The sequence below is a fragment of the uncultured Pseudophaeobacter sp. genome, assembly GCA_905479575.1.
GTDB lineage: Bacteria > Pseudomonadota > Alphaproteobacteria > Rhodobacterales > Rhodobacteraceae > Pseudophaeobacter.
In genome coordinates this window covers 1-19,821 of the sequence record CAJQNB010000029.1, presented here as the reverse complement: position 1 = coordinate 19,821, position 19,821 = coordinate 1, and the positions used below count along the sequence as shown (strand labels likewise).

At 59.2% G+C, this 19,821-nt stretch carries 14 protein-coding genes; 8 read left to right on the top strand and 6 right to left on the bottom strand.

Annotated features, from left to right (window positions below; all coding sequences use genetic code 11):
* Positions 1-358: 358 nt before the first annotated feature.
* The 3 genes from QZ268_RS09245 to QZ268_RS09235 are packed head-to-tail and all read right to left on the bottom strand — an operon-like array spanning position 359 to position 1,609.
* Complete coding sequence (locus tag QZ268_RS09245) at positions 359-592, bottom strand: hypothetical protein (RefSeq protein ID WP_295451384.1); 234 nt, start codon at positions 590-592, stop codon at positions 359-361.
* Positions 552-887: a hypothetical protein gene (locus QZ268_RS09240; protein WP_295451381.1), complete on the bottom strand. Its 336-nt coding sequence runs from the start codon at positions 885-887 to the stop codon at positions 552-554. The genes QZ268_RS09245 and QZ268_RS09240 overlap by 41 nt, the downstream gene beginning before the upstream one ends.
* Entirely contained in the window at positions 884-1,609 is a 726-nt protein-coding gene (locus QZ268_RS09235) for a lysozyme (protein ID WP_295451378.1), read from the bottom strand. The genes QZ268_RS09240 and QZ268_RS09235 overlap by 4 nt, the downstream gene beginning before the upstream one ends.
* Before the next feature lie 351 nt (positions 1,610-1,960).
* On the opposite strand from QZ268_RS09235, the gene QZ268_RS09230 reads away from it, so the two are divergent.
* Complete coding sequence (locus tag QZ268_RS09230; protein ID WP_295451375.1) at positions 1,961-4,096, top strand: ATP-binding protein; 2,136 nt, start codon at positions 1,961-1,963, stop codon at positions 4,094-4,096.
* A 28-nt stretch (positions 4,097-4,124) separates the two neighbouring features.
* On the opposite strand, the gene aroB is transcribed toward QZ268_RS09230, so the two are convergent.
* Both aroB and QZ268_RS09220 read right to left on the bottom strand, forming a co-directional pair.
* Positions 4,125-5,246 (bottom strand): 3-dehydroquinate synthase, encoded by a 1,122-nt coding sequence (aroB, locus tag QZ268_RS09225; protein ID WP_295451371.1) that lies wholly within the window; start codon positions 5,244-5,246, stop codon positions 4,125-4,127.
* Between the two features lie 2 nt (positions 5,247-5,248).
* Positions 5,249-5,836 (bottom strand): shikimate kinase, encoded by a 588-nt coding sequence (locus QZ268_RS09220; RefSeq protein ID WP_295451369.1) that lies wholly within the window; start codon positions 5,834-5,836, stop codon positions 5,249-5,251.
* A gap of 81 nt (positions 5,837-5,917) precedes the next feature.
* Here QZ268_RS09220 and QZ268_RS09215 point away from each other — a divergent pair, with 81 nt between their 5' ends.
* The 7 genes from QZ268_RS09215 (at position 5,918) to QZ268_RS09185 (ending at position 15,126) form a co-directional block, all read left to right on the top strand.
* Complete coding sequence (locus QZ268_RS09215; protein WP_295451367.1) at positions 5,918-6,067, top strand: hypothetical protein; 150 nt, start codon at positions 5,918-5,920, stop codon at positions 6,065-6,067.
* A complete protein-coding gene (locus tag QZ268_RS09210) occupies positions 6,057-7,700 on the top strand; it encodes a hypothetical protein (protein WP_295451365.1) in 1,644 nt (547 codons plus the stop codon). The genes QZ268_RS09215 and QZ268_RS09210 overlap by 11 nt, the downstream gene beginning before the upstream one ends.
* Positions 7,701-8,687: a tyrosine recombinase gene (locus QZ268_RS09205; protein WP_295451363.1), complete on the top strand. Its 987-nt coding sequence runs from the start codon at positions 7,701-7,703 to the stop codon at positions 8,685-8,687.
* A gap of 135 nt (positions 8,688-8,822) precedes the next feature.
* On the top strand, positions 8,823-10,133 hold the full coding sequence (locus QZ268_RS09200; protein WP_295451360.1) for an HlyC/CorC family transporter: 1,311 nt from the start codon (positions 8,823-8,825) through the stop codon (positions 10,131-10,133).
* Positions 10,130-11,752: a hypothetical protein gene (locus QZ268_RS09195; RefSeq protein ID WP_295451357.1), complete on the top strand. Its 1,623-nt coding sequence runs from the start codon at positions 10,130-10,132 to the stop codon at positions 11,750-11,752. The genes QZ268_RS09200 and QZ268_RS09195 overlap by 4 nt, the downstream gene beginning before the upstream one ends.
* A 147-nt stretch (positions 11,753-11,899) precedes the next feature.
* A complete protein-coding gene (locus tag QZ268_RS09190; protein ID WP_295451354.1) occupies positions 11,900-14,317 on the top strand; it encodes an FAD-dependent oxidoreductase in 2,418 nt (805 codons plus the stop codon).
* Positions 14,318-14,544: 227 nt separating this feature from the next.
* Positions 14,545-15,126 (top strand): nucleotidyltransferase family protein, encoded by a 582-nt coding sequence (locus QZ268_RS09185; protein WP_295451352.1) that lies wholly within the window; start codon positions 14,545-14,547, stop codon positions 15,124-15,126.
* 178 nt (positions 15,127-15,304) lie between these two features.
* On the opposite strand, the gene QZ268_RS09180 is transcribed toward QZ268_RS09185, so the two are convergent.
* Positions 15,305-18,535, bottom strand: a complete 3,231-nt coding sequence (locus tag QZ268_RS09180) for a Hint domain-containing protein (protein WP_295451348.1) — start codon at positions 18,533-18,535, stop codon at positions 15,305-15,307.
* Positions 18,536-19,821: the final 1,286 nt, after the last annotated feature.

Sequence of the window (19,821 nt, the reverse complement as noted above, 5' to 3'; positions counted from 1 at the left end):
GTGGCCCGTACTCCCCCCATCCCAGGGATCCGTTCCTCGCCTGACATATAACAATCAGTTTTTTTGGCGCGCAGTCTTGAAATTAATTGCGCTTTGCCAGGGAGCAGAAATTGGCAATATTTTGCTTTCCTGCCAATGTATTCGGTCACTTTTTTCAAATACCAAACACAGTTAAGTGAACTACGTCACTTAGCGCCTGCACTCAAATCAAAGCAGCATTGCACCCAGCGAGACGCACTATGAATTGATCAGTTTTTTTCGCCGATCACGGAATCGTTTTGTTTTCCCACAACGGTAAGTGCCCCGTTTCTTTGGCCCTGCGCTGCGCTTTATTTCAGCCGGTTCAGGCAAAAAAACATCAACCGTCCTTTGGATCCGGTTTCGACAGGATCTCTGCCACCGCCACCAGCCTGGCATTTGCACAGGCCCGCCCCTGGGCTTCGGCAATGATCGCTTTGGCAAGGCCGCCTTCGGTGCGTGGCAGCGGGCCTTGATATCCGGCGCAGGGGCGCAACAGGTCGGGCGGTACCGGATGCGGGGCGAGAATGACCCTAGGGGCGGGTTTGGTACAGGCGCTCAGCAGTATAGCCAAGCAGAGGTGACAAAGGCGCATCCTGGCCCTCCATCCGTTGCAGATCATTGGCAATTCCAGACCAGCGCCGCGCCGCGTCTTCGGCACGGGCCAAATGGGCGCGGTGAATGCGCGCCGCCTCTTGTGCGCGGTCCAGCTCAATCAGGGCCGTGGACAACTGTCTTTGCAGCTGTCCCAGTTCAGCACTCAGCCGGGTTCGTTCCTGCATTAGCCGCCCGCCCCACAGGACCAGTACCGCGCCCCCCAGTGCCACCGCCAGAACAGGCAGATTGCGCAGCAGCCAGACCAGGGTCATCTGGCGTCTTTCAGAGCTGCATGGCACATTTCCATTTCCGAAAACCGGCGCCGGGTCAGGCCACGCCAGACCTTGCCGCCTGCCCGGTTCCAGCGCGGCAACTCATTGCAGGCCCCCTCCAGGTCCCCTGCATTTGCAAGCCGGAGCAAGGTTGATTGGCAAGCCGCCCTGGCCCCCACATTGTAGGTCCAGGACACCAGGGCAATCTTCATACCCAGCGGCACTGTCACCTTAAGACATTGATCAAGCGCGGCCTCATAGGCCAGAATTTCAGCCGCCAGCAACTGGTCGCATTCCGCCTTGCTATAGCGATCGCCTGGCGCTACCTCCTGGGTTTTGCCGTAACAGACGGTCCAGACACCAACCACATCGCGGTAGGCCTCCTGGCGCAGCCCTTCCCAACCGCCAATAAAGGCAAGGGCAGTGGAGAGCGCAATACCGCTGCCCGCGATGATCCCCAAACTGCGGTTCCGCATCGCCCCCGCCTGACTGCGGCGAAACTCTCCCAGATCCGCAAGCCCCGCCTGAAGCACAATCCGCGCCGGAATCGCCAAGGTTTGAAACACCGCCGAGGCCACCGCAAAGTAGACCGGCGACCAACGGGTCATGTCCGGGCTGAGTGTGGCAAAGAAAAACCCAATGAGCGCCACCAGACCAGCCAGAATAAACCAGACGCTCGCAGCTCTGGTGAGCACAGCTCGCCAATTGAAAATGAGCTTCATCCGTTTCCTCCAAGAAAAATCTAGGTCAGTGACAGGACACTTTAGGGAGCGGGGTTTGAGAGGAGGTAAGCCCTGCGTACGCTGCAAGACAAGCCAAGACCGGGCCCAAACGGGGCCATGACGGGGCGCATAAGCCGCAAGACCAACAGGCACCCAAGGCAAGAGGCCCGGCCCCAATTCCTGCCGCACGCCCCCAGGCCCAAGTCCAAGCAACCCGTGCAGAACAAATCCAGCTCTGGAAAGGGTGCTCAAAAAATCGGCAAACAGATTTTTGTTTCGGTATCCCCAGTGGGTCATTTCAGGCTATGGTGCGTAAAGACAACATAAAAGCAGCTCCCCATGACAGACGACATGAGCACTGAAATCCCTGTCACCTATCGCCAAGGCGTTCGCAAAACACTACGGGCGGTTATTGACCTACTGGCGATCATTGCCGGCCTGGTGGCGGTGGTGAACCTCTTTCGCCTAGGCCAATTTAGCCCCGCCTTTATTGTTACCACCCTACTTCTTGTCTCTCTCAGTATTCTTCCGGCTATTTTCCTGCGTAAGAGCAAATACCTGGCTCTGAGTGGGGGCCTGACCGTTGCAGGGCTTGTCCTCACCAACTTTTTCAGCATGACACACCTTGGGTTGGGTGCGGCAGCCATCTTGGCCTTCCCCTTTTACATGGCTCTCTGTGCGGCCATGTTCAGCCGAAAATTGTCACTCTTGCTCCTAGGGGCCCTCGGCTGCGCAATTGCGCTTATTGCCTATCTGTTTGTCACAGGGGTCCTGGTCTCCCCCGATCCCAAGGTCGCGGAATGGAATCGGGGGGCAGGAAACTGGGTGGTCCTGCTCGTCGCGCTCATGGCCACCAACCTGTTGATCATTACGCTGGTGTCCAATCTCAGTCGCTACTGGAAAGAGACCCAAAATGAGGCGACCGATAAGTCGCAGCAGTTTGAAACCTTGGTCGACTATGCCCCGGACGCCATTGTGATTTATGACATCGAGAAAAACCATTTCATCTTGGCCAATGCCCGGGCGGCAGAGTTCTTTGGTTACGACAGAGACAAATTGGTGCGCGGACTTACCCTGGTGGAACTTAGTCCAGAAAAGCAACCTTCAGGCGAGAAAAGCGCGACACAAGCCCAGCAACACCTACAGGCTGCCCTTAACGGCGAGAGCCCCATTTTCCATTGGCGTCACCTCAAGGCTTCCGGGGAGGAAATCGACTGTGAAATTTCTCTTACCCGCATGCCGCCCTTTCGGCAAAAACTCATCCGGGCCAATATCGCCGATATTTCCAAACGGCTGGCGGATCAAAAGCAACGTGAAGATTTGCAATCACAGCTGGCCGCCTCGCAACGGCTTGAAACCATTGGCCAACTGACAGGAGGGGTGGCGCATGATTTCAACAATCTTCTCGCCGTCATCCTGGGCAACCTTGAGTTGCTGCAAGAGGAACCAGACCCCCAAAAGCAGGCAGATTACATAGCCTCCTGTATCGGTGCCACCATGCGCGGTGCAGACCTGACAAGAAGCATGTTGAGCTACGCCCGGCGCACGCCCCTACAGCCGGAGGTGTTGGACCTCAACAAGCTGGTACTGGAAACAAAAAACTGGGCCGGGCGCACCCTGCCCTCGCATATTGAGGTTGAAACCTCACTTTTGGCACGGCTTTGGAATGTCGAAGTGGACCCCGGCCTTGCCGAAAGCGCCCTGCTGAACCTGATCCTGAACGCCCGCGATGCAATGACGAACAGTGGCAAACTGACCATCGAGACCTCAAATGTCAGGATTGACCACACCTATCAGGACAGTCGCAACGAAGTCCTGAAGCCAGGGCGCTATGTGATGATTGCCGTATCCGACACCGGAGACGGCATAGACGCCGAGATCCTGGACAATATCTTTGACCCGTTTTTCACCACAAAATCTTCCGGCGAGGGCTCAGGCCTGGGGCTTTCCATGGTTCTCGGCTTTATGCGCCAATCAGAAGGCACCGCCCAAGTCTATTCAGAGCCTGGCGTTGGCACCACTTTCAAGCTCTATTTCCCTGCCATGGCCCCCGACCCGCGCAAAGCCCCAGCCCATAGCGCAACTGCCGAGGCCGCGACACTCCAGGGCAAACGCATTTTGCTCGCCGAGGATGAGGAAGAAGTGCTGCAGGTTCTGAAATCCATTCTGGAAAAGGCCGGGTATTCTGTGACCACCGCCGCCAGCGGGGATGAGGCCAAAGAGATCTTTGAAGTCGATCAGGAATTTGATCTGTTGCTCACGGATATTGTCATGCCGGGTCAGCTGAAAGGAACCGCCCTGGCGACTGCGCTGCGTACCATCAATCCCGACCTCCCGGTTGTTTTTATGTCTGGCTACGCGGCCGAGGCCACTGTGCATGGAAACGGCCTGCGCCCAGAAGACATCCGGCTGATGAAACCCATCATGCGCAGTGACTTACTGGCAGCAATTTCAAAAGCCCTTGGGACAGTTCAGCCAGAACCGTAAAATTGCTGCAAAATTCTGGGGCGCGTCTCTAGGCCCCTGAACAATCCGCCAAGGCATCCTGCAACACCGCAAGCACCGCCGGTTCGGGCACTTCGGCGGTCACAAAAGCATCGCCAATGCTGCGCGCCAGAATAAAGCGCAGCTGACCATCCACCACCTTTTTGTCCTGCCCCATCAGATCCAGCAGTGTCTGCGCATCCGGCAGAGTACCTGCAATATCCGACAGATCCGTTTTCATCCCCATGGCTTTCAGATGCGCGCGCACCCGGCTTGGGTCTTCCTGGCTACACAGGCCCAACCGGGCAGAGAGCTCAAACGCCAGCGCGCAGCCAATGGCAACACCTTCCCCATGCAGCAGCCGGTCAGAATAGCCGGTGGCCGCTTCCAGCGCGTGGCCAAAGGTGTGGCCCAGGTTCAACAGAGCGCGATCGCCCTGTTCGGTTTCGTCACGCACCACGATATCGGCCTTCATCTGCACCGAACGGGCGACAGCCTCTACCCGAGCAGCCATATCGCCGGAGGCCAGTTTGGGCCCCATGTCTTCGAGCCAGGCAAAGAACTCGGCATCGCCCAACATGCCGTATTTGACCACTTCACCGTAACCCGCAAGGAAATCCCGCGGCGTAAGGCTGCCCAGAACCTCGGTATCTGCCAGCACCAGAGTGGGCTGGTGAAAGGCGCCAATCAGGTTTTTGCCCTGCGGTGCATTGATACCGGTTTTGCCCCCAACAGAGCTGTCAACCTGCGCCAAAAGCGAGGTGGGAATTTGTACAAACCGCACGCCCCGGCGCAGCACCGATGCCGCAAACCCGGCCAGATCGCCAATCACACCGCCGCCAAAAGCCACCACAACATCGTTGCGCTCCACCTTTTGCTCCAGCAGCCATTCCACTGCGCGGGTGAACTGCGGCCAGCCCTTGGTGCTTTCCCCCGCAGGCAAAGCCAACGATACCATGTCGATCCCGGCGCTGCGCAGCCCCTGCCGCAGGGTTTCAAGGTGCAGATCCGCAACTGTCTCATCTGTCAGAACCGCAACGCGGGGCCGTGTAAGGAAGGGCGCGATCCGCGTTCCAACAGTCTGCAACAATCCAGGCCCAATCACCACATCATAGGATCGCCCCTCCAGGGGGACATGCACGATCTGTTCCATCCTCAGCTCTCCAATACATCGGGGCGAGACCGCAAGGCCTCCAACACCCGGTCCACCATTTCTTCAATTGAGGCCTTGCCGTCCGAGACCACCGCCAAATCCGCCTTGGCATAGAGCGGCACTCTGGCCTCATAAAGCTGCGCCAGGGTGGCGCGGGGATCTGCGGTTTGCAGCAAGGGGCGAGTGTCGCGGTATCGCACCCGATTCCACAACACATCCAGATCCGCCTGCAACCAGATCGACGCCCCATTGCGGGTAATGGTCTCGCGATTCTCCGCTGCCAGAAAAGCGCCGCCCCCGGTGGACAGCACGCCACATTCCTCAGTCAGCAGCCGCGCAATCACCTGACGCTCTTTCAATCGAAAGAAGGCCTCTCCATCGCGGGCAAAAATCTCAGGTATTGTCCTATTGGCGGCCGCTTCGATCTCGTGGTCACTATCTAAAAACGGCACCTGCAGTCGCGCCGCCAAAGCGCGCCCCACGGCCGTCTTGCCAGCCCCCATCATGCCCACCATAACAACGGTCTTTTTCAGTCGCCCAGGCTTAGAAGCTGCGACATCCACTTCGGCTATTTGCTCTTTTTCGCTCATTCTTCCGTGAATGACGTGATATTGCAAAAAAGGCCATATATAACTTGAGCAAAATACAAAGAAGCAGGCAACAGGTGCGCAATGGTGCGATTGATCAAATATCTAGTAATCTTCGGTGTTCTGGCAGTGCTGGGACTGGTGGCCTATGCCTATATCGGCCCCTGGTTCGGAGCAGATTTTAGCGTTCCGGTGCAGGAGATTCGCAAACCGGTGTTGCTAGATGCAGAATAGGCAGCGCCATAAAATCAGACAAAAGGCGGCCCTTTCGGCATTCCTTATCAGCACCTTTTGTGGCGGCCCTGCACTGACGCAGGCCCCACTGACGGTGATTGATTGGCTCGGCCAGCCCGACAGCGCGGCGCCGCTTCCAAGCACGGTCTTGCTGGAGCCTCCGGTCACCGGCAGTGCGGCCCGGCCCGCGATCACCGTAACGCCGCTTCAGGCGCTGTTGCCCTCTATTGGACTGGTGGCGCCCTCTGCCACTGGCCTGCCGATTGATCTGTGGCACGGCAGTGATCCCAGCGATATTGCTGCGCTCATCCGCACCGTTTCCGTGCAGGGCAACCCGGCGATGCAGTCGCTATTGTTTACCCTGCTGCTTTCTGAAAGCCGCCCGCTAAAGCCTCAGGGCGATGTCATATTGCTGGCGCGCCTGGATCGGCTGATCTCGCTGGGCGCCTCTGATCCGGCGCAGGCACTGGTGGAACAGGCAGGCCCGTCCGCCACGACAGCGCGGTTTCGGCGTTGGTTCTTCACCACCCTTCTCAGCGGCGACGAGGACCGGGCCTGCGCCGCTTTGGTTGCAGCCCCGTTTCTGGCGCCGGATTACCGAACCAGCATTTTTTGCGCGGCCCGTCGCAGCGATTGGCCAACCGCAGCTTTGATGTTTGAATCGGCTCACGCGCTTGAGCTGTTGCCAAAGGCGCAGCTGGATCTGCTTGACCGGTTCCTGAACCCGGATGTTTTTGATCTTGCCCCGCCCCTGCCCTTGCCCGACAACCCCGACCCTTTGACCTTCCGGCTCTATGAGGCGATCGGAGAACGGCTCCCGACTGCGCCGCTGCCACGGGCCTTTTCGGCGGCAGATTTGCGGGATGTGGCTGGCTGGAAAGCCCAGTTGGAAGCCGCCGAGCGGCTGACCCGTGCCGGGGCTTTGAACCCCAACCAGCTATTGGGTCTCTACACAGATCGCACCCCGGCAGCCTCTGGTGGGATTTGGGACCGGGTCGCGGCCCTGCAACGCTTTGAGGCGGCGCTCAACAGCGCCAACAGCGCCGAGGTGGCCAATGCGCTGCCTGCCGTCTGGCAGGCCATGCAACAGGCAGGGCTTGAAGTGGGATTTGCCGATCTGTTTTCCACCCAATTGGCGCGTTTCAACCTTAGTGGCGAAGCGGCAAAGCTATCCTGGCGCATTCGCCTACTGGCACCGACCTATGAAATAGCCTCCCATAGCCCGCCCGATGACAGCCTGGAAAACAGCTTTCTCGCAGCGCTGGCACAGGGAACACCGGGGCAGCCCGGATCCGACCTAAGCGCCCCAGCTGATCCAGCGGGGGAGCCATCGCAGAAGCCACAAGCAGAAAGCGCGCAGCCCGCAGCCGCAGCGCGCAGTGGTCATAGCCCGCTGATGCTGTCGATCATGAAAGGTTTTGACGATGACGCAGAGGTCCCCGTCAAAATCCGCAGACTGTTGGACAATGGTCAATTGGGCGAGGCCATTTTGCGCACCATGGATCTCTTTGCACGCGGCGCCCAGGGCAATCTTGGCGATCTCAGCAATTCCCTGGCGGCGCTGCGCGCTGTTGGGCTTGAGGACACCGCAAGGCGGGCAACCCTGCAGCTGATGCTGCTGGAACGCGGTTGAATGGCCGCGCCGCGCGATGATCTGCAGTGGATTTCCACCTTTCTCGAAGCCCAGGCGGCTGAGGCCGGGGCCGCGCGCAACACGCTGCTGGCCTATGGCCGGGATCTGAAGGATGCAGCCGGTTGGCTGGCCCACCGTGACAATAGCTTTGGGCAGGCTGCACGGGATGACATCGAGGCCTATCTTATCGCCTGCGACGCAGAGGGGCTGTCCCGCGCCACCCGTGCGCGGCGGTTGTCGGCCATTCGTCAGCTTTACCATTTTGCCTTTGAGGAAGGCTGGCGTACCGACAACCCCGCCATTCAGATCAAGGGACCGGGCCGCGCCAAAAAGCTGCCCCAAACGCTGGAGGTGATCGAGGTTGACCGCCTGCTGGAGGCCGCCCGCCAGACTGGTCGCAAACCGGCGGACCGGCTGCGCAACACCTGCCTGATGGAGCTGCTCTATGCCACTGGCATGCGGGTAAGCGAGCTGGTGTCGCTGCCTGTGGCCTCGGCCCGTGGGGATCCCAATATGCTGCTGGTGCTGGGCAAGGGTGGCAAAGAGCGCATGGTGCCGCTGTCTCCGCCCGCCCGAGAGGCGTTGCGGGTCTGGCTGCAAGTCCGCGATGAGGGCGAGGAAAAAGCCCAAGCCACGGGAGCGCCGGGATCAAAATTCCTGTTCCCGTCGCGCGGCAAAGAGGGTCATCTGACCCGCCACTGGTTTTATCTGCTGATCAAGGACCTGGCGGTGACCGGTGGCATTGATCCGCAGAAGGTGACGCCCCATACGCTCCGCCATGCCTTTGCCACCCATCTATTGGCCAATGGCGCCGACCTGCGCGCCATTCAGGCGTTGCTGGGCCACGCGGATATCGCCACCACCGAGATCTACACCCATGTGCTGGATGCCCGGCTTAGCGAGTTGGTTCTGCAACACCACCCGCTGTCCCGCCCTGGCGAGGCCAGCCAAAGCCCAACCAGGGGTAAGGCGCACAAAGATGACTAAGACAGCGCCAGTCGCTGCGCAGATCCCAGCCCTCTTGGTTGATTTCTGACCTGCCTTTCCCGGTGCAACGGGACTTGTCTGGCGCGCCATCGCACCCCATAACCTATAGAAACACAAACTGAACTTGGACCCATCATGGACACTGCTCAAACTGTTCTGGACAGCGCCTTCTGGATCTCCGCAGGGGCAATTGCGCTGCTGTTGGTGCTCTCAGCCTTCTTCTCCGGCTCGGAAACCGCGCTGACCGCGGCCTCCCGCGGCAAGCTGCGCACCCAGGCAGACAAAGGATCCCGCGGCGCGCAGCGCGCGCTTGACGTCACCGAAGACAACGAGCGACTGATCGGTTCGGTCTTGCTGGGCAATAACCTGGTGAACATCCTGGCCACCTCATTGGCCACCGCGCTTTTGACCCGCACCTTTGGCGAAAGCGGCGTTGCCTTTGCCACCCTGGTCATGACCCTGCTGGTGCTGATCTTTGCCGAAGTTCTGCCCAAGACCTATGCCATCTCTAATGCGGAAAAAGCCGCCTCTGCCGTGGCGCCGATCATTGGCGTGTTGGTGACCATCCTCGCCCCGATCGTAGCCGCCGTGCGGTTTTTGGTACGCGGGATTTTGCGCCTCTTTGGGGTACAGATCGACCCGGACAGCCAGATCATGGCAATGCGGGAAGAAATCGCCGGCGCCCTGCATCTGGGCCATTCCGAGGGCGTGGTGGAAAAAGAAGACCGCGACCGCATTTTGGGCGCGCTGGATCTGTCAGACCGGTTTGTCGAAGAAATCATGCTGCATCGCTCGCATATCCAGATGATCGATGCAGCAGCAGAACCGGCGGATATTCTGGAGCAATGTCTGACCTCCCCCCATACCCGGCTGCCCGTCTTTAAGGATGAGCCGGAAAACATCATCGGCATTGTCCATGCCAAGGATCTGCTGCGCGAGATGTATGCCCAGATTGGTGGCCCCGAGGGCGATGCCAGTGCGCTGCGCAAATTTGAGATCACCACGGTGGCCAAGCCCCCGTATTTTGTCCCTGAAACCACCACATTGGACGACCAGATGCGGCAGTTCCTGCGGATGCGGAGCCATTTTGCCCTGGTGGTGGATGAATATGGCGCCCTGCAGGGGCTGATCACTCTGGAAGACATCCTGGAGGAAATTGTCGGCGAAATCACCGATGAGTTTGACCCGGCAGAACAGTCCTTGGTAAAAAAGGACAGCGATGGCAACTACACCGTCGAAGGCGCCACCACCATTCGAGACCTGAACAGGGCAATGGATTGGAACCTGCCGGATGAAGAGGCCAATACCATCGCCGGGCTGGTCATCCATGAGGCCCAGATGATCCCGACCACCGGTCAGGTGTTCTCCTTTCACGGCTTCCGCTTTGAGGTCACCGGACGCGAGGGCAACCGGATCACTGCATTTAAGGTGCGTCCTCTGTCATGAACCGGGCCTATGCATGGTTTGATCAGATTTTTCTGGACCTGCTGCGTCAGCTCCGCTGGAGCTTCCTGCCGCCGCTGCTGATCTACTTTGCCTATGGTGTTCAGGGCATTACCTCGGTTGTGGCGACATTTTTTGTCAAGGAATACCTGGATCTGGAGGCCGCCTTTTTGGCCGGTCTTGCCTTTTGGGTGGGCCTGCCCTGGGCGCTGAAGATGCCGCTGGGGCATCTGGTGGATCTGATTTGGCGCTGGAAATACCTGTTGATCCTGCTTGGTGCCACACTGATGGCCACCAGCTATGGTATCATCGCCAGTCTGTTGATCGCGCCTGATGCCATGGGGCAGATCATGCCCGCCAACAGCTGGTACGTGGCGGCGGCGCTGCTCGCCCCCTGTGGGTTTGTGCTGCAGGATGTGGTGGCCGATGCCATGTCGGTGGAGGCAATCCCGCACCGCAAACTCGACGGAAGCGCCTTCTCTGAGGCCGAGAACCGGGTCATGCATACCACCATGCAGACCCTGGGACGGATCACCCTGATTGGTGGTTTCAGCGCTGCGGCGGCGATGAATGTCTGGCTGTTTGACGGCGCCGATGCCCTGAACCAGGCGGAGAAGGGCGCGCTTTATGCCCAGGTCTATTTACTGGCCCTGATGGTGCCGCTGTTGTCGCTGACCGGCATTGCCGTGGCGCTGTTTCAGCGCAGGCATCTGGGCGCCAAGCTGCGCAAACTCGGCCTCGGCGCTGCCGAGATCCAGAACCGCCTGACGCTGCCGCGGGATCCGGTCTCAGTCAACTGGTGGTATTTTATCGGTGGTGGCGCCTTTGTAGCGCTGTCGCTCAGCGTGGGGCTCAGTGATGTCGCGCAGGCGCAGGAGCTGGTCTTTGGCGGCTCGATGCTTATCGTGCTGTTGCTGATGCGCCAGTTGATCAAGGCGCTGACACCGCAACAGGCGCGTGCCTTGATTGGCACCGCCATCATTATCTTCGTCTACCGCGCCACGCCCCTTAATGGCGCGGCAGCCACCTGGTTCGAAATCGACGCGCTTGGCTTTGACCAACAGTTCCTATCGGTTCTGTCGTTGATTTCCTCCCTGCTGACGCTGTTTGGCATGATCCTGCTGCGCCCCTTGATCGCCAATAACACCATCGCCTGGATCATCACCTTTCTGGCCCTGACCGAAGCCCTGCTCAGCCTGCCCAATATCGGGCTGTACTACGGCATCCACAACTGGACGGCTCCGCTCACGGGTGGTTTGGTGGATGCGCGCTTTATCGCCTTGGTGGATACGGCGGCGGAATCCCCGCTTGGGCAAATCGCAATGATCCCGATGTTGGCCTGGATTGCCCGCAACGCCCCCAGCAATCTCAAAGCGACCTTTTTTGCGGTGATGGCCTCCTTCACCAATCTGGCGCTCTCAGCCTCCAGCCTGGGCACCAAATACCTCAACCAGGTGTTTGTGGTCACCCGCGAAGTCAGCTCTGCTGAGGGTCAGATCATCACCCCTGCGGATTACAGTAGCCTTGGCGCACTGCTGATCACCGTGGCGCTATTGAAACTGGCAATCCCATTGCTCGCGATCCTGCTGGTACAGCTCAGCCCGCTGCGTAGCACCGATTAGCCCCCCCATAAAGGCTGCAATATCTGGGAAAAACCACGCTGCCTGTGTCACGTATTGGCTGGCAGCGACGGGTTTTGTCGCTTTTTTACTGGACTACTGTTCACTTCTGTCCAGAATAAGGAAAAGCCTCATTTAGGGAGAAGCCTCATGAAAACCACCACCCGCGTGGCCGTGATCGGCGGCGGTGTCGTCGGCTGTTCGGTCCTCTACCACCTGACCAAACTCGGCTGGTCTGATGTAATGCTGCTGGAGCGGTCCGAGCTCACCTCGGGCTCCACCTGGCATGCTGCAGGCGGTTTTCATACCCTCAACGGCGACACCAACATGGCGGCCCTGCAGGGCTATACGATCAATCTCTACCGCGAGCTGGAAGAAATCACTGGCATGTCCTGTGGGCTGCATCACGTCGGCGGCGTCACCCTGGCGGACAGCCAGGACCGCTTTGACATGATGAAGGCCGAACGGGCCAAACATCGCGTCATGGGGCTGGAGACAGAAATCGTTAGCCCTGAAGAGATCGCCAAGATCGCCCCGGCCACCAATACAGCGGGTCTGGTCGGCGGGCTGTATGATCCGCTGGATGGTCATCTGGATCCCTCCGGCACCACCCATGCCTATGCCAAAGCGGCCCGTATGGGCGGCGCCGACATTGAAACCCATTGCAAGGTGATCGAGACCAACCAGCGCTCCGATGGCAGCTGGGATGTGGTGACGGACAAGGGCACCATCCACGCCGAACATATCGTCAATGCCGGCGGGCTCTGGGCACGGGAAGTTGGCGCCATGGCCGGGATCTACTTCCCGCTGCACCCGATGGAACACCAGTATATCGTCACCGACGAGGTCCCACTGATTGCCGAAATCATCGACGCGGGCGGCGAACACCCCCATGTCATGGATCCCGCTGGCGAAAGCTACCTGCGCCAGGAGGGCCGTGGGTTGTGTATCGGCTTTTATGAACAGCCCTGCAAACCCTGGGCGGTCAATGGCACCCCTTGGGATTTCGGCCATGAGCTGCTGGGCGACGACTTTGACAAGATCGAAGATTCCATTGATTTTGCTTACAAACGCTTTCCCGCGCTGCAAGCCGCCGGGGTGAAATCCGTGATCCACGGCCCCTTCACCTTTGCCCCCGATGGCAACCCGCTGGTGGGGCCTGTACCAGGCGTGCGCAACTACTGGTCCGCCTGCGGTGTCATGGCCGGCTTTAGCCAGGGCGGCGGCGTTGGCTTGATGCTGGCGCAGTGGATGATCGAAGGCGAGCCAGAGCGCGACACCATGGCGCTGGACTGCGCCCGTTTTGGTGACTGGATCACCCCCGGCTATACCCTGCCCAAGGTCATCGAGAACTATCAAAAACGGTTCTCCATCTCTTACCCCAACGAAGAACTGCCCGCCGCACGCCCCTTTCGCACCACGCCAATGTATGATGTCTTTGACACCATGGGCGCGGTCTGGGGCCAGCAATACGGCCTGGAAGTCCCCAACTATTTTGCCACGGCGGATGAGCCCCGCTTTGAAACCCCATCCTTCCGGCGTTCCAACGCCTTTGACGCCACCGCCCGCGAGGTTAAAGCGGTGCGTGGCAGTGTGGGCATCAACGAGGTGCATAACTTTGGCAAGTACCGGATCACCGGAACGGGCGCACGCGCTTGGCTGGATCGCATCATGGCCGGCCGGATCCCCCAGCCAGGCCGGATCAGCCTCTCGCCGATGCTGTCGCCCAAGGGGCGTTTGATTGGCGATTTCACCATCTCCTGTCTCGGCGAAACAGACTATCAGCTCACCGCCTCCTATGGCGCGCAGGCCTATCATATGCGCTGGTTCCTCAAACATCAGGCGCCGGATGTGGCAATCGAAAACATCTCCGACAGTCTGAATGGCTTCCAAATTGCCGGTCCCAAGGCGGCACAGGTGCTGCAGGCCTGCACCCTGCAGGATGTTGCGCAGATGCGCTTCATGGATGTGGCCCACATGACGGTTGGCATGGTAGACTGTCTGGTGCAGCGGGTCAGCTACACCGGCGATCTCGGCTATGAGATCTACTGCGACCTCCCCAGCCAGCGCGCCCTGTGGCAGGCGCTGTGGCAGGCAGGCCAATCCCATGACATGGTGCCCTTTGGCATGCGCGCAATGATGTCCCTGCGGCTGGATAAGTTTTTTGGCTCCTGGATGCGGGAGTATTCCCCCGATTACACCGCAGCAGAAACCGGATTGGACCGCTTTATCTCCTTCAAGAAACCCGGTGACTTCATCGGCCGCGCCGCCGCCGAAGCAGAGCGCACCCAGGGGCCGCAGCGCAAACTCTGCGCCTTTGAGGTGGACGCAACAGATGCAGATATCAACGCCTACGAACCGATTTCGATCAAAGGAGAGGTCGTCGGGTTTTGCACCTCAGGCGGCTATTCCCACCACGGCCAGAAATCCATCGCCCTGGGCTTTGTCCCCACACCAATGGCCCAGCCCGGACTGGAGGTTGAGATCGAAATCCTTGGCAACATGCATCAGGCCCGGCTGATCACCGAACTGCTGTTTGACGCCGATGGCGCCCGCATGCGCGGCTAAGCCCACAGCTCTGCCAAAAACCACCCCGCCAAGGCTGCTATGGCCTTGGCACCTGCCGCCTTCCCCTTCTGCGCCCCCCTTTGTTTCGCGGGCTTATTGCTTTCATCTTTCCCCAAATACCTCCGCCGGAGGCATCCTGCCTCTCGCGCTCTCGACACCTAAGCCTGTTGGGGCGTAGGTTTGCAAAACATAGACTTTCATAAACACAGGATCATAAACACAGGATCATGAGCAAAATTGCCATCCTCCTTCTCGCAGCCGGCGCTTCCGCGCGAATGCAGGGGCGTGATAAGCTGATGGAAGACATTGAGGGAGCGCCGCTGCTGTCACTGATCTGCAGCCGTGCAGCACAAACCGAGCTGCCCTGCTTTGTGACCCTGCCCAGCCCGACGCATCCGCGCAGCTCTGCCACCGGCGGCGCCCAGGTGATCCCGGTCCCAAATGCGGCTGAAGGCATGGCCGCCTCGATCCGCACCGGGATTGCCGCCCTGCCGCCGACCATCGACGCCGTGATGATCCTGCCCTGCGACATGCCAGAACTGCAAACCCAGGATTTGTTAGATCTGGCCGGCCAGTTCCAAGGTCCTGACGGCCCGGTGCTGCGCGCCACCGCCAGTGACGGTACCCCGGGCCACCCGGTGCTGTTTCCCCGGCGCTGTTTTCAGGCGCTCAGTAAGATCAGCGGCGACCAGGGCGCTCGTGCTGTGCTGCAGGGCCAAAAGCTGCAGCTGGTCGCCCTGCCCGGCCAACGCGCAGTCACGGATCTGGACACTCCAGAGGCCTGGGCGCGTTGGCGCGCCGCACGATAGGTTTTGCCACAGCGTCTGGCATCCCCCCAAACAAACCTGGACCTCAACGATGGGCCGTCAAACAAAAACGGGCGGAACCCTGCGGTCCCGCCCGTATTCTTGTCTCGTCCTGCGCGCCGCAGATCACCACCACGGATCACCGCCAGAAATCACCACTGGCACCAAGGCACGTTTAAAATCAATGCACCAGCAGGCGCGCCTCGTGCCGTTTCAGCGAACGCCGGGCTGAGCTATAGGATTCGCGGCCTTCCTCGGACTTCAGCTCAGGGAAGATCTCATAGACTTCGTTGCGCTGCGCATTATCCAGGCCCCGCAGGGTCTGATCGCCAGGCTGGAAGCTTTCGGTCCAGGCACCATCCGACAGCACGACCTCGTGCTGGTCGAACATGAAGTGGATATAGGTGACCGAGCTGGTCTCCACCGCGTCCACCCCAGCCAGGCCGGTCAGATGTTTGGCGGCAACCAGGACTTCGCGATCTTCAAAATACAGCGCCGTTTTGTCGTTGGCCACCAAAACCCGGTGGTTGGGGCTGACCATCATATCGCGCTCGGGCAGACCATTGCCCAGGGCACCTTCGCGGATCAGGATCGGCTGCAGATGCTCTGCGGCTTTCAGCTCTGCTGTGGCAAGGCTGCGCTTACCCAGCCAGCGAATGGACTGGATGCCATTGTCCCGGGTGATGATCCGGTCCCCAACATCCAGGTCTTCGACCCGGCGCTCCCCTTCGGGGGTGGCAATCAGGGTGCCCGGCGTAAAGCAGGGAACAATGACGTTTTCGATCTCATAGAACTCGGCGGTGCCGGTGACCGCGCCACCTGCATCCAGGAAGGTGACAGTGCCGTTTTCCGGGTTGGTGCTGTCATACTCCACCTCAAGCGAGCCGCCTGGGTTCTGCTCTTCGGCAACACCGCGCAGATCAAGCACGTCGACATCGCTGTCATCGGCGTCTTCGCCGCCATAGACCGTGTCATTCTGGCTGATGCCTGAAATGGTATCCGATCCGGTGCCACCACGCGCAAAATCGGTGCCATCGCCAGCGCCCAGGTCAATGCTGTCCAAGCCGGCGCCGCCGTCCAGCTCATCATCGCCCTGACCGCCAAGGATGGTGTCATCCCCTGTGCCGCCAGTCACGGTGTCATCGTCGATGCCGGCGTCGATCATATCGTTGCCAGTGCCACCAGAGATCAGATCATCGTCATCCTGACCATAGATCACATCATCGCCTGCGCCGCCCTCAATGGTATCCATGCCATTGGTGGGATCAGGATCCACAGGACGTCCGTCGGAGCCATCATCGGTGATATTGAGCCCATCCGGGAAAGCCGGGTCCAGGCCACCATAGATGGTGTCAGAGCCGTCCCCCCCCATCAGACTGTCAGAGCCCTCACCGCCGGTGATCAGGTCATCCTCGCTGCCACCATCAATGGTATCATCGTCAATACCGCCATCAATGGTATCCGAGCCCGCACCGCCGGTGATCAGATCGTTATCGTCGCCGGTGAGGATCACATCATTACCAGCGCCACCATCCACGGTGTCGCGGTCATCCAGCGGATCAGCGTCGGCTGGCACCGCAGGGATGTTTGGCGTGGTGCCAGTATAGCCGTCAAAACCCCGGTCAGGCAGCGGCGTTGGGTCGTCCGAGGAGGTATCAATGACGTCATCTCCGTCACCGCCCTCAACGCTGTCAGAGCCATCGCCCCCCTCAATGGTGTCCGCGCCGTCACCGCCGTCGATGATATCGTCGCCATCGCCACCGATCAGCGAGTCATCGCCATCGTTGCCGTAAAGGATATCATCACCTTCGCCACCGTCGATGGTATCATCGCCGGGAATGCTGGTCACCGGCGTCCCCAAGGCATCAAAGAACACATCGCTGACAACAACGCTGCTGTTGATGGTGCCATCCTGAGTATGGGTAATGACAATCGACGACACCGGGCCGGGAATTGTCACCAACATCGAGGTGTCAGGGTTGTCGTCGCTGGTAAAGGTATCGTCTTCGCGCGTCGAAGCCGTATCATAGCCGGCAATCGCATCGGTATCTTCCATCGTCAGCGCCGGGCCACCGGCCAGGTTCACCACAATGGGGTTTCCGGCTGCGTCAAAGGCCGTGATCTGCACCTGGCTGTCTGCATCAATATCGCTGATACGGAAAGACACATCGCCAACCGGATCCGAGAAATCCAGCTGGTAGTCGGCGGTGCTACCATCAGAGCTGACATCCGCGTTCAGCCCGCTTTGCGGGTCAGCGGTGACGCCACCGGTGTTGATGTTACCAACAAACTGCGGCACGTCGGTAAATTCCGTCGCCGTATCACCCGAACTGCTGGAGACCGAGAAGTTAACAGTGACTGAGCCAGTGTCCTGCGAGAAACCGCCGCTCAGATCATCACCGCTGTCAACAGGATCGCCGCCGTCGGGATCCGGCGCAAGGTCCCACTGGAACACTTCCCGGGTACCGCCACCACCGACACCCGGAACATCACTATCCCCAGCCAGCACATCATTGCCAGTGCCACCACTCAGGCTGTCGGCACCGCCGCCGCCATGCACCGTATCGTCGCCTTCACCCGACAGCACGGTGTCGTCACCGGTTCCGGCATTCACCAGGTCGTCATCTGGCCCATCGGCCGGATTGATCGCGTCACCGTTGTCGATCCGATCGCCTTCGGGATCGCCAAGGTAGGAGGTGTCGATCAGGTCATCACCAGCAGTGCCTTCGACAATCCCGTCAAGGCCACCACCGTTGATTTCCACAACATTGTCATCAAGCACAGCAACATAGTCGATGCCGCCGCTAAAGGCGTTGCCACCGTCACCATCCGCGCCAATGACAAAGCTGTCTTCGCCATCTGCCGCCACATCCATGGTCATGCCGACAATATCGTCGCCAGTGGTGTAGCTGGTGCCATGTGTGGTGTTCTCAACAACCAGTGTGACGCCACCTGGGCTCCAGCCATAAGAAACCGTGACAACATCGCCGGTGGCAAAAAAGCCGGGGTCGGTTGCAAATTCCACCAGATTGCCATCATCGGCATGGGTCAGCTGAACGGTACCGTCCTCAGTGGCGCGGATCACAAAATTCTCACCGTCTGCGTCATCTTCTGAGGACAGCCCACGGCTGACAACCGTTTGGTCGCCAACCCCTGGATAGCCATTGGACTTAAAGGTGGTAATGACTGTGCCGGTCGTCAGATCAAAAGGATCGTCATTATCGCCCGCCACGGTGAACTGGCTGCCGCCGTCGCCCAACATCCAGCCGCCTGTATAGTTGGCGCCACCAGTTCCGACGCCGTCCTGGGCAATACCATCGCCAAGACCGCTATCGTCGTCGGTATATCCTGGACGGAAATCCCAAAGACCAATCAGATTCGCCGAATACGGGTTGTCAAAATTGTCAGCCATCTCGTTCTCCTAATCGGCCAAGGGCCGTTTTATCCGCCCCATAGACCAAAGCGCCCAAAACCGAATTGCAAAGTCACCGCCACTGCGTTCCCGCAAAAGCGCAACAAAAAATAAACAACCCGATATAAGGAGAAGCACAATCGCACAGGTCGCGACCCAAGGCGCACCCCAAACGCAACAGCGCAGGCTACGACAACAGTCGAACAGATCGAGTTCATCAAGGATCCGCAGAAAGCGTGAGAGCAGTTCACGCCGCGCTTTGCTTTGGCAGCTACGCTATACGGTCCCGAGACCAGAGATTATGTTACCCCCCAATGGGCAAGTTAATGAATAGCTGAAGCAGTTAGTTCAACAAAGAGAAAAAACTTAACGAAATTTTACAGACCCCCGATCCGCAGCTCTCTTTGGCGCTCTCCTTCGCTGCCCACTGGCAGCTGAAATGAGACCACTGTTGCCAAAGATACAGAAATCCACTCCAACCCCAGCAATAGAGGACCAACAGGAAACAATTACAGGTTCTGGCGCGCCCCCTTGTTTCCAATCACGCAACAACCGCTTGACTCGCCTCCCTTGACGCCGACCGCAAACAACCAGAAGTCTGTTTTGAAGCCCGCGTCACAATCGGCTTCAATGCGTGGAATTTCCAGAAACTGTTTCCAGTAGCGCAACGGCCAGCTGCAGAATCAACCTTACCTCAGGACAATTTCGCAGTAATCCCTATCCAAAAGACCTATCACGCCAGGGCAAACGGACAGCAGTGGGCGCAAACACAGGCGCGCCGCGCGAACCACGGATCCGGCCCCGGTCAGGTTGTACCTGTCCCCATTGCGCCAGACCGCCCGGAAGCCAGCCGCCGAAACCCTTCTACAGTATCCGCTTCTGGAAGTTGAGAGAGCACACGTCTTCGTTCGCGATATGAACCAACGCAGTATTGTTCTTTGCCGTCTGGTGACCTCAGCCCCTGCAGTCCCAGCACCCTAAAGGACACGCGCAGGGGGGCGCCACACTGCTTTGCCGATTATATCGAAAGTTTGGACAACACCGTACAACAGAACCCAATTCCGCGCGGACAGCACGCAAAGCGTAGATGTCGCGAAATCGCGATGCAGCTGGGTAGACTGTATTTCTATTGGGTGAATGGCGGAGGGGTTGTGTCTCGAATCTGGTGGAAATTCTCTGGCGGCGTTCTCCGAGCATGTGGATTTGGGCCTGATCAGGCCGCGAGGTCAAGTCTGATCGGGGCGATGGGCTGAGCCAAGGTTTCCCAGCCATCGACCTTTCGCATC

Excerpts from the sequence above, each read along its gene's own strand:
- QZ268_RS09205 (WP_295451363.1), top strand. The coding sequence starts at position 7,701 with ATGGCCGCGCCGCGCGATGATCTGCAGTGGATTTCCACCTTTCTCGAA.
- QZ268_RS09180 (WP_295451348.1), bottom strand. The coding sequence starts at position 18,535 with ATGGCTGACAATTTTGACAACCCGTATTCGGCGAATCTGATTGGTCTT.
- QZ268_RS09195 (WP_295451357.1), top strand. The coding sequence starts at position 10,130 with ATGAACCGGGCCTATGCATGGTTTGATCAGATTTTTCTGGACCTGCTG.
- QZ268_RS09190 (WP_295451354.1), top strand. The coding sequence starts at position 11,900 with ATGAAAACCACCACCCGCGTGGCCGTGATCGGCGGCGGTGTCGTCGGC.
- QZ268_RS09215 (WP_295451367.1), top strand. The coding sequence starts at position 5,918 with ATGGTGCGATTGATCAAATATCTAGTAATCTTCGGTGTTCTGGCAGTG.
- aroB (WP_295451371.1), bottom strand. The coding sequence starts at position 5,246 with ATGGAACAGATCGTGCATGTCCCCCTGGAGGGGCGATCCTATGATGTG.
- QZ268_RS09235 (WP_295451378.1), bottom strand. The coding sequence starts at position 1,609 with ATGAAGCTCATTTTCAATTGGCGAGCTGTGCTCACCAGAGCTGCGAGC.
- QZ268_RS09210 (WP_295451365.1), top strand. The coding sequence starts at position 6,057 with ATGCAGAATAGGCAGCGCCATAAAATCAGACAAAAGGCGGCCCTTTCG.
- QZ268_RS09200 (WP_295451360.1), top strand. The coding sequence starts at position 8,823 with ATGGACACTGCTCAAACTGTTCTGGACAGCGCCTTCTGGATCTCCGCA.
- QZ268_RS09230 (WP_295451375.1), top strand. The coding sequence starts at position 1,961 with ATGAGCACTGAAATCCCTGTCACCTATCGCCAAGGCGTTCGCAAAACA.
- QZ268_RS09220 (WP_295451369.1), bottom strand. The coding sequence starts at position 5,836 with ATGAGCGAAAAAGAGCAAATAGCCGAAGTGGATGTCGCAGCTTCTAAG.
- QZ268_RS09185 (WP_295451352.1), top strand. The coding sequence starts at position 14,545 with ATGAGCAAAATTGCCATCCTCCTTCTCGCAGCCGGCGCTTCCGCGCGA.
- QZ268_RS09240 (WP_295451381.1), bottom strand. The coding sequence starts at position 887 with ATGACCCTGGTCTGGCTGCTGCGCAATCTGCCTGTTCTGGCGGTGGCA.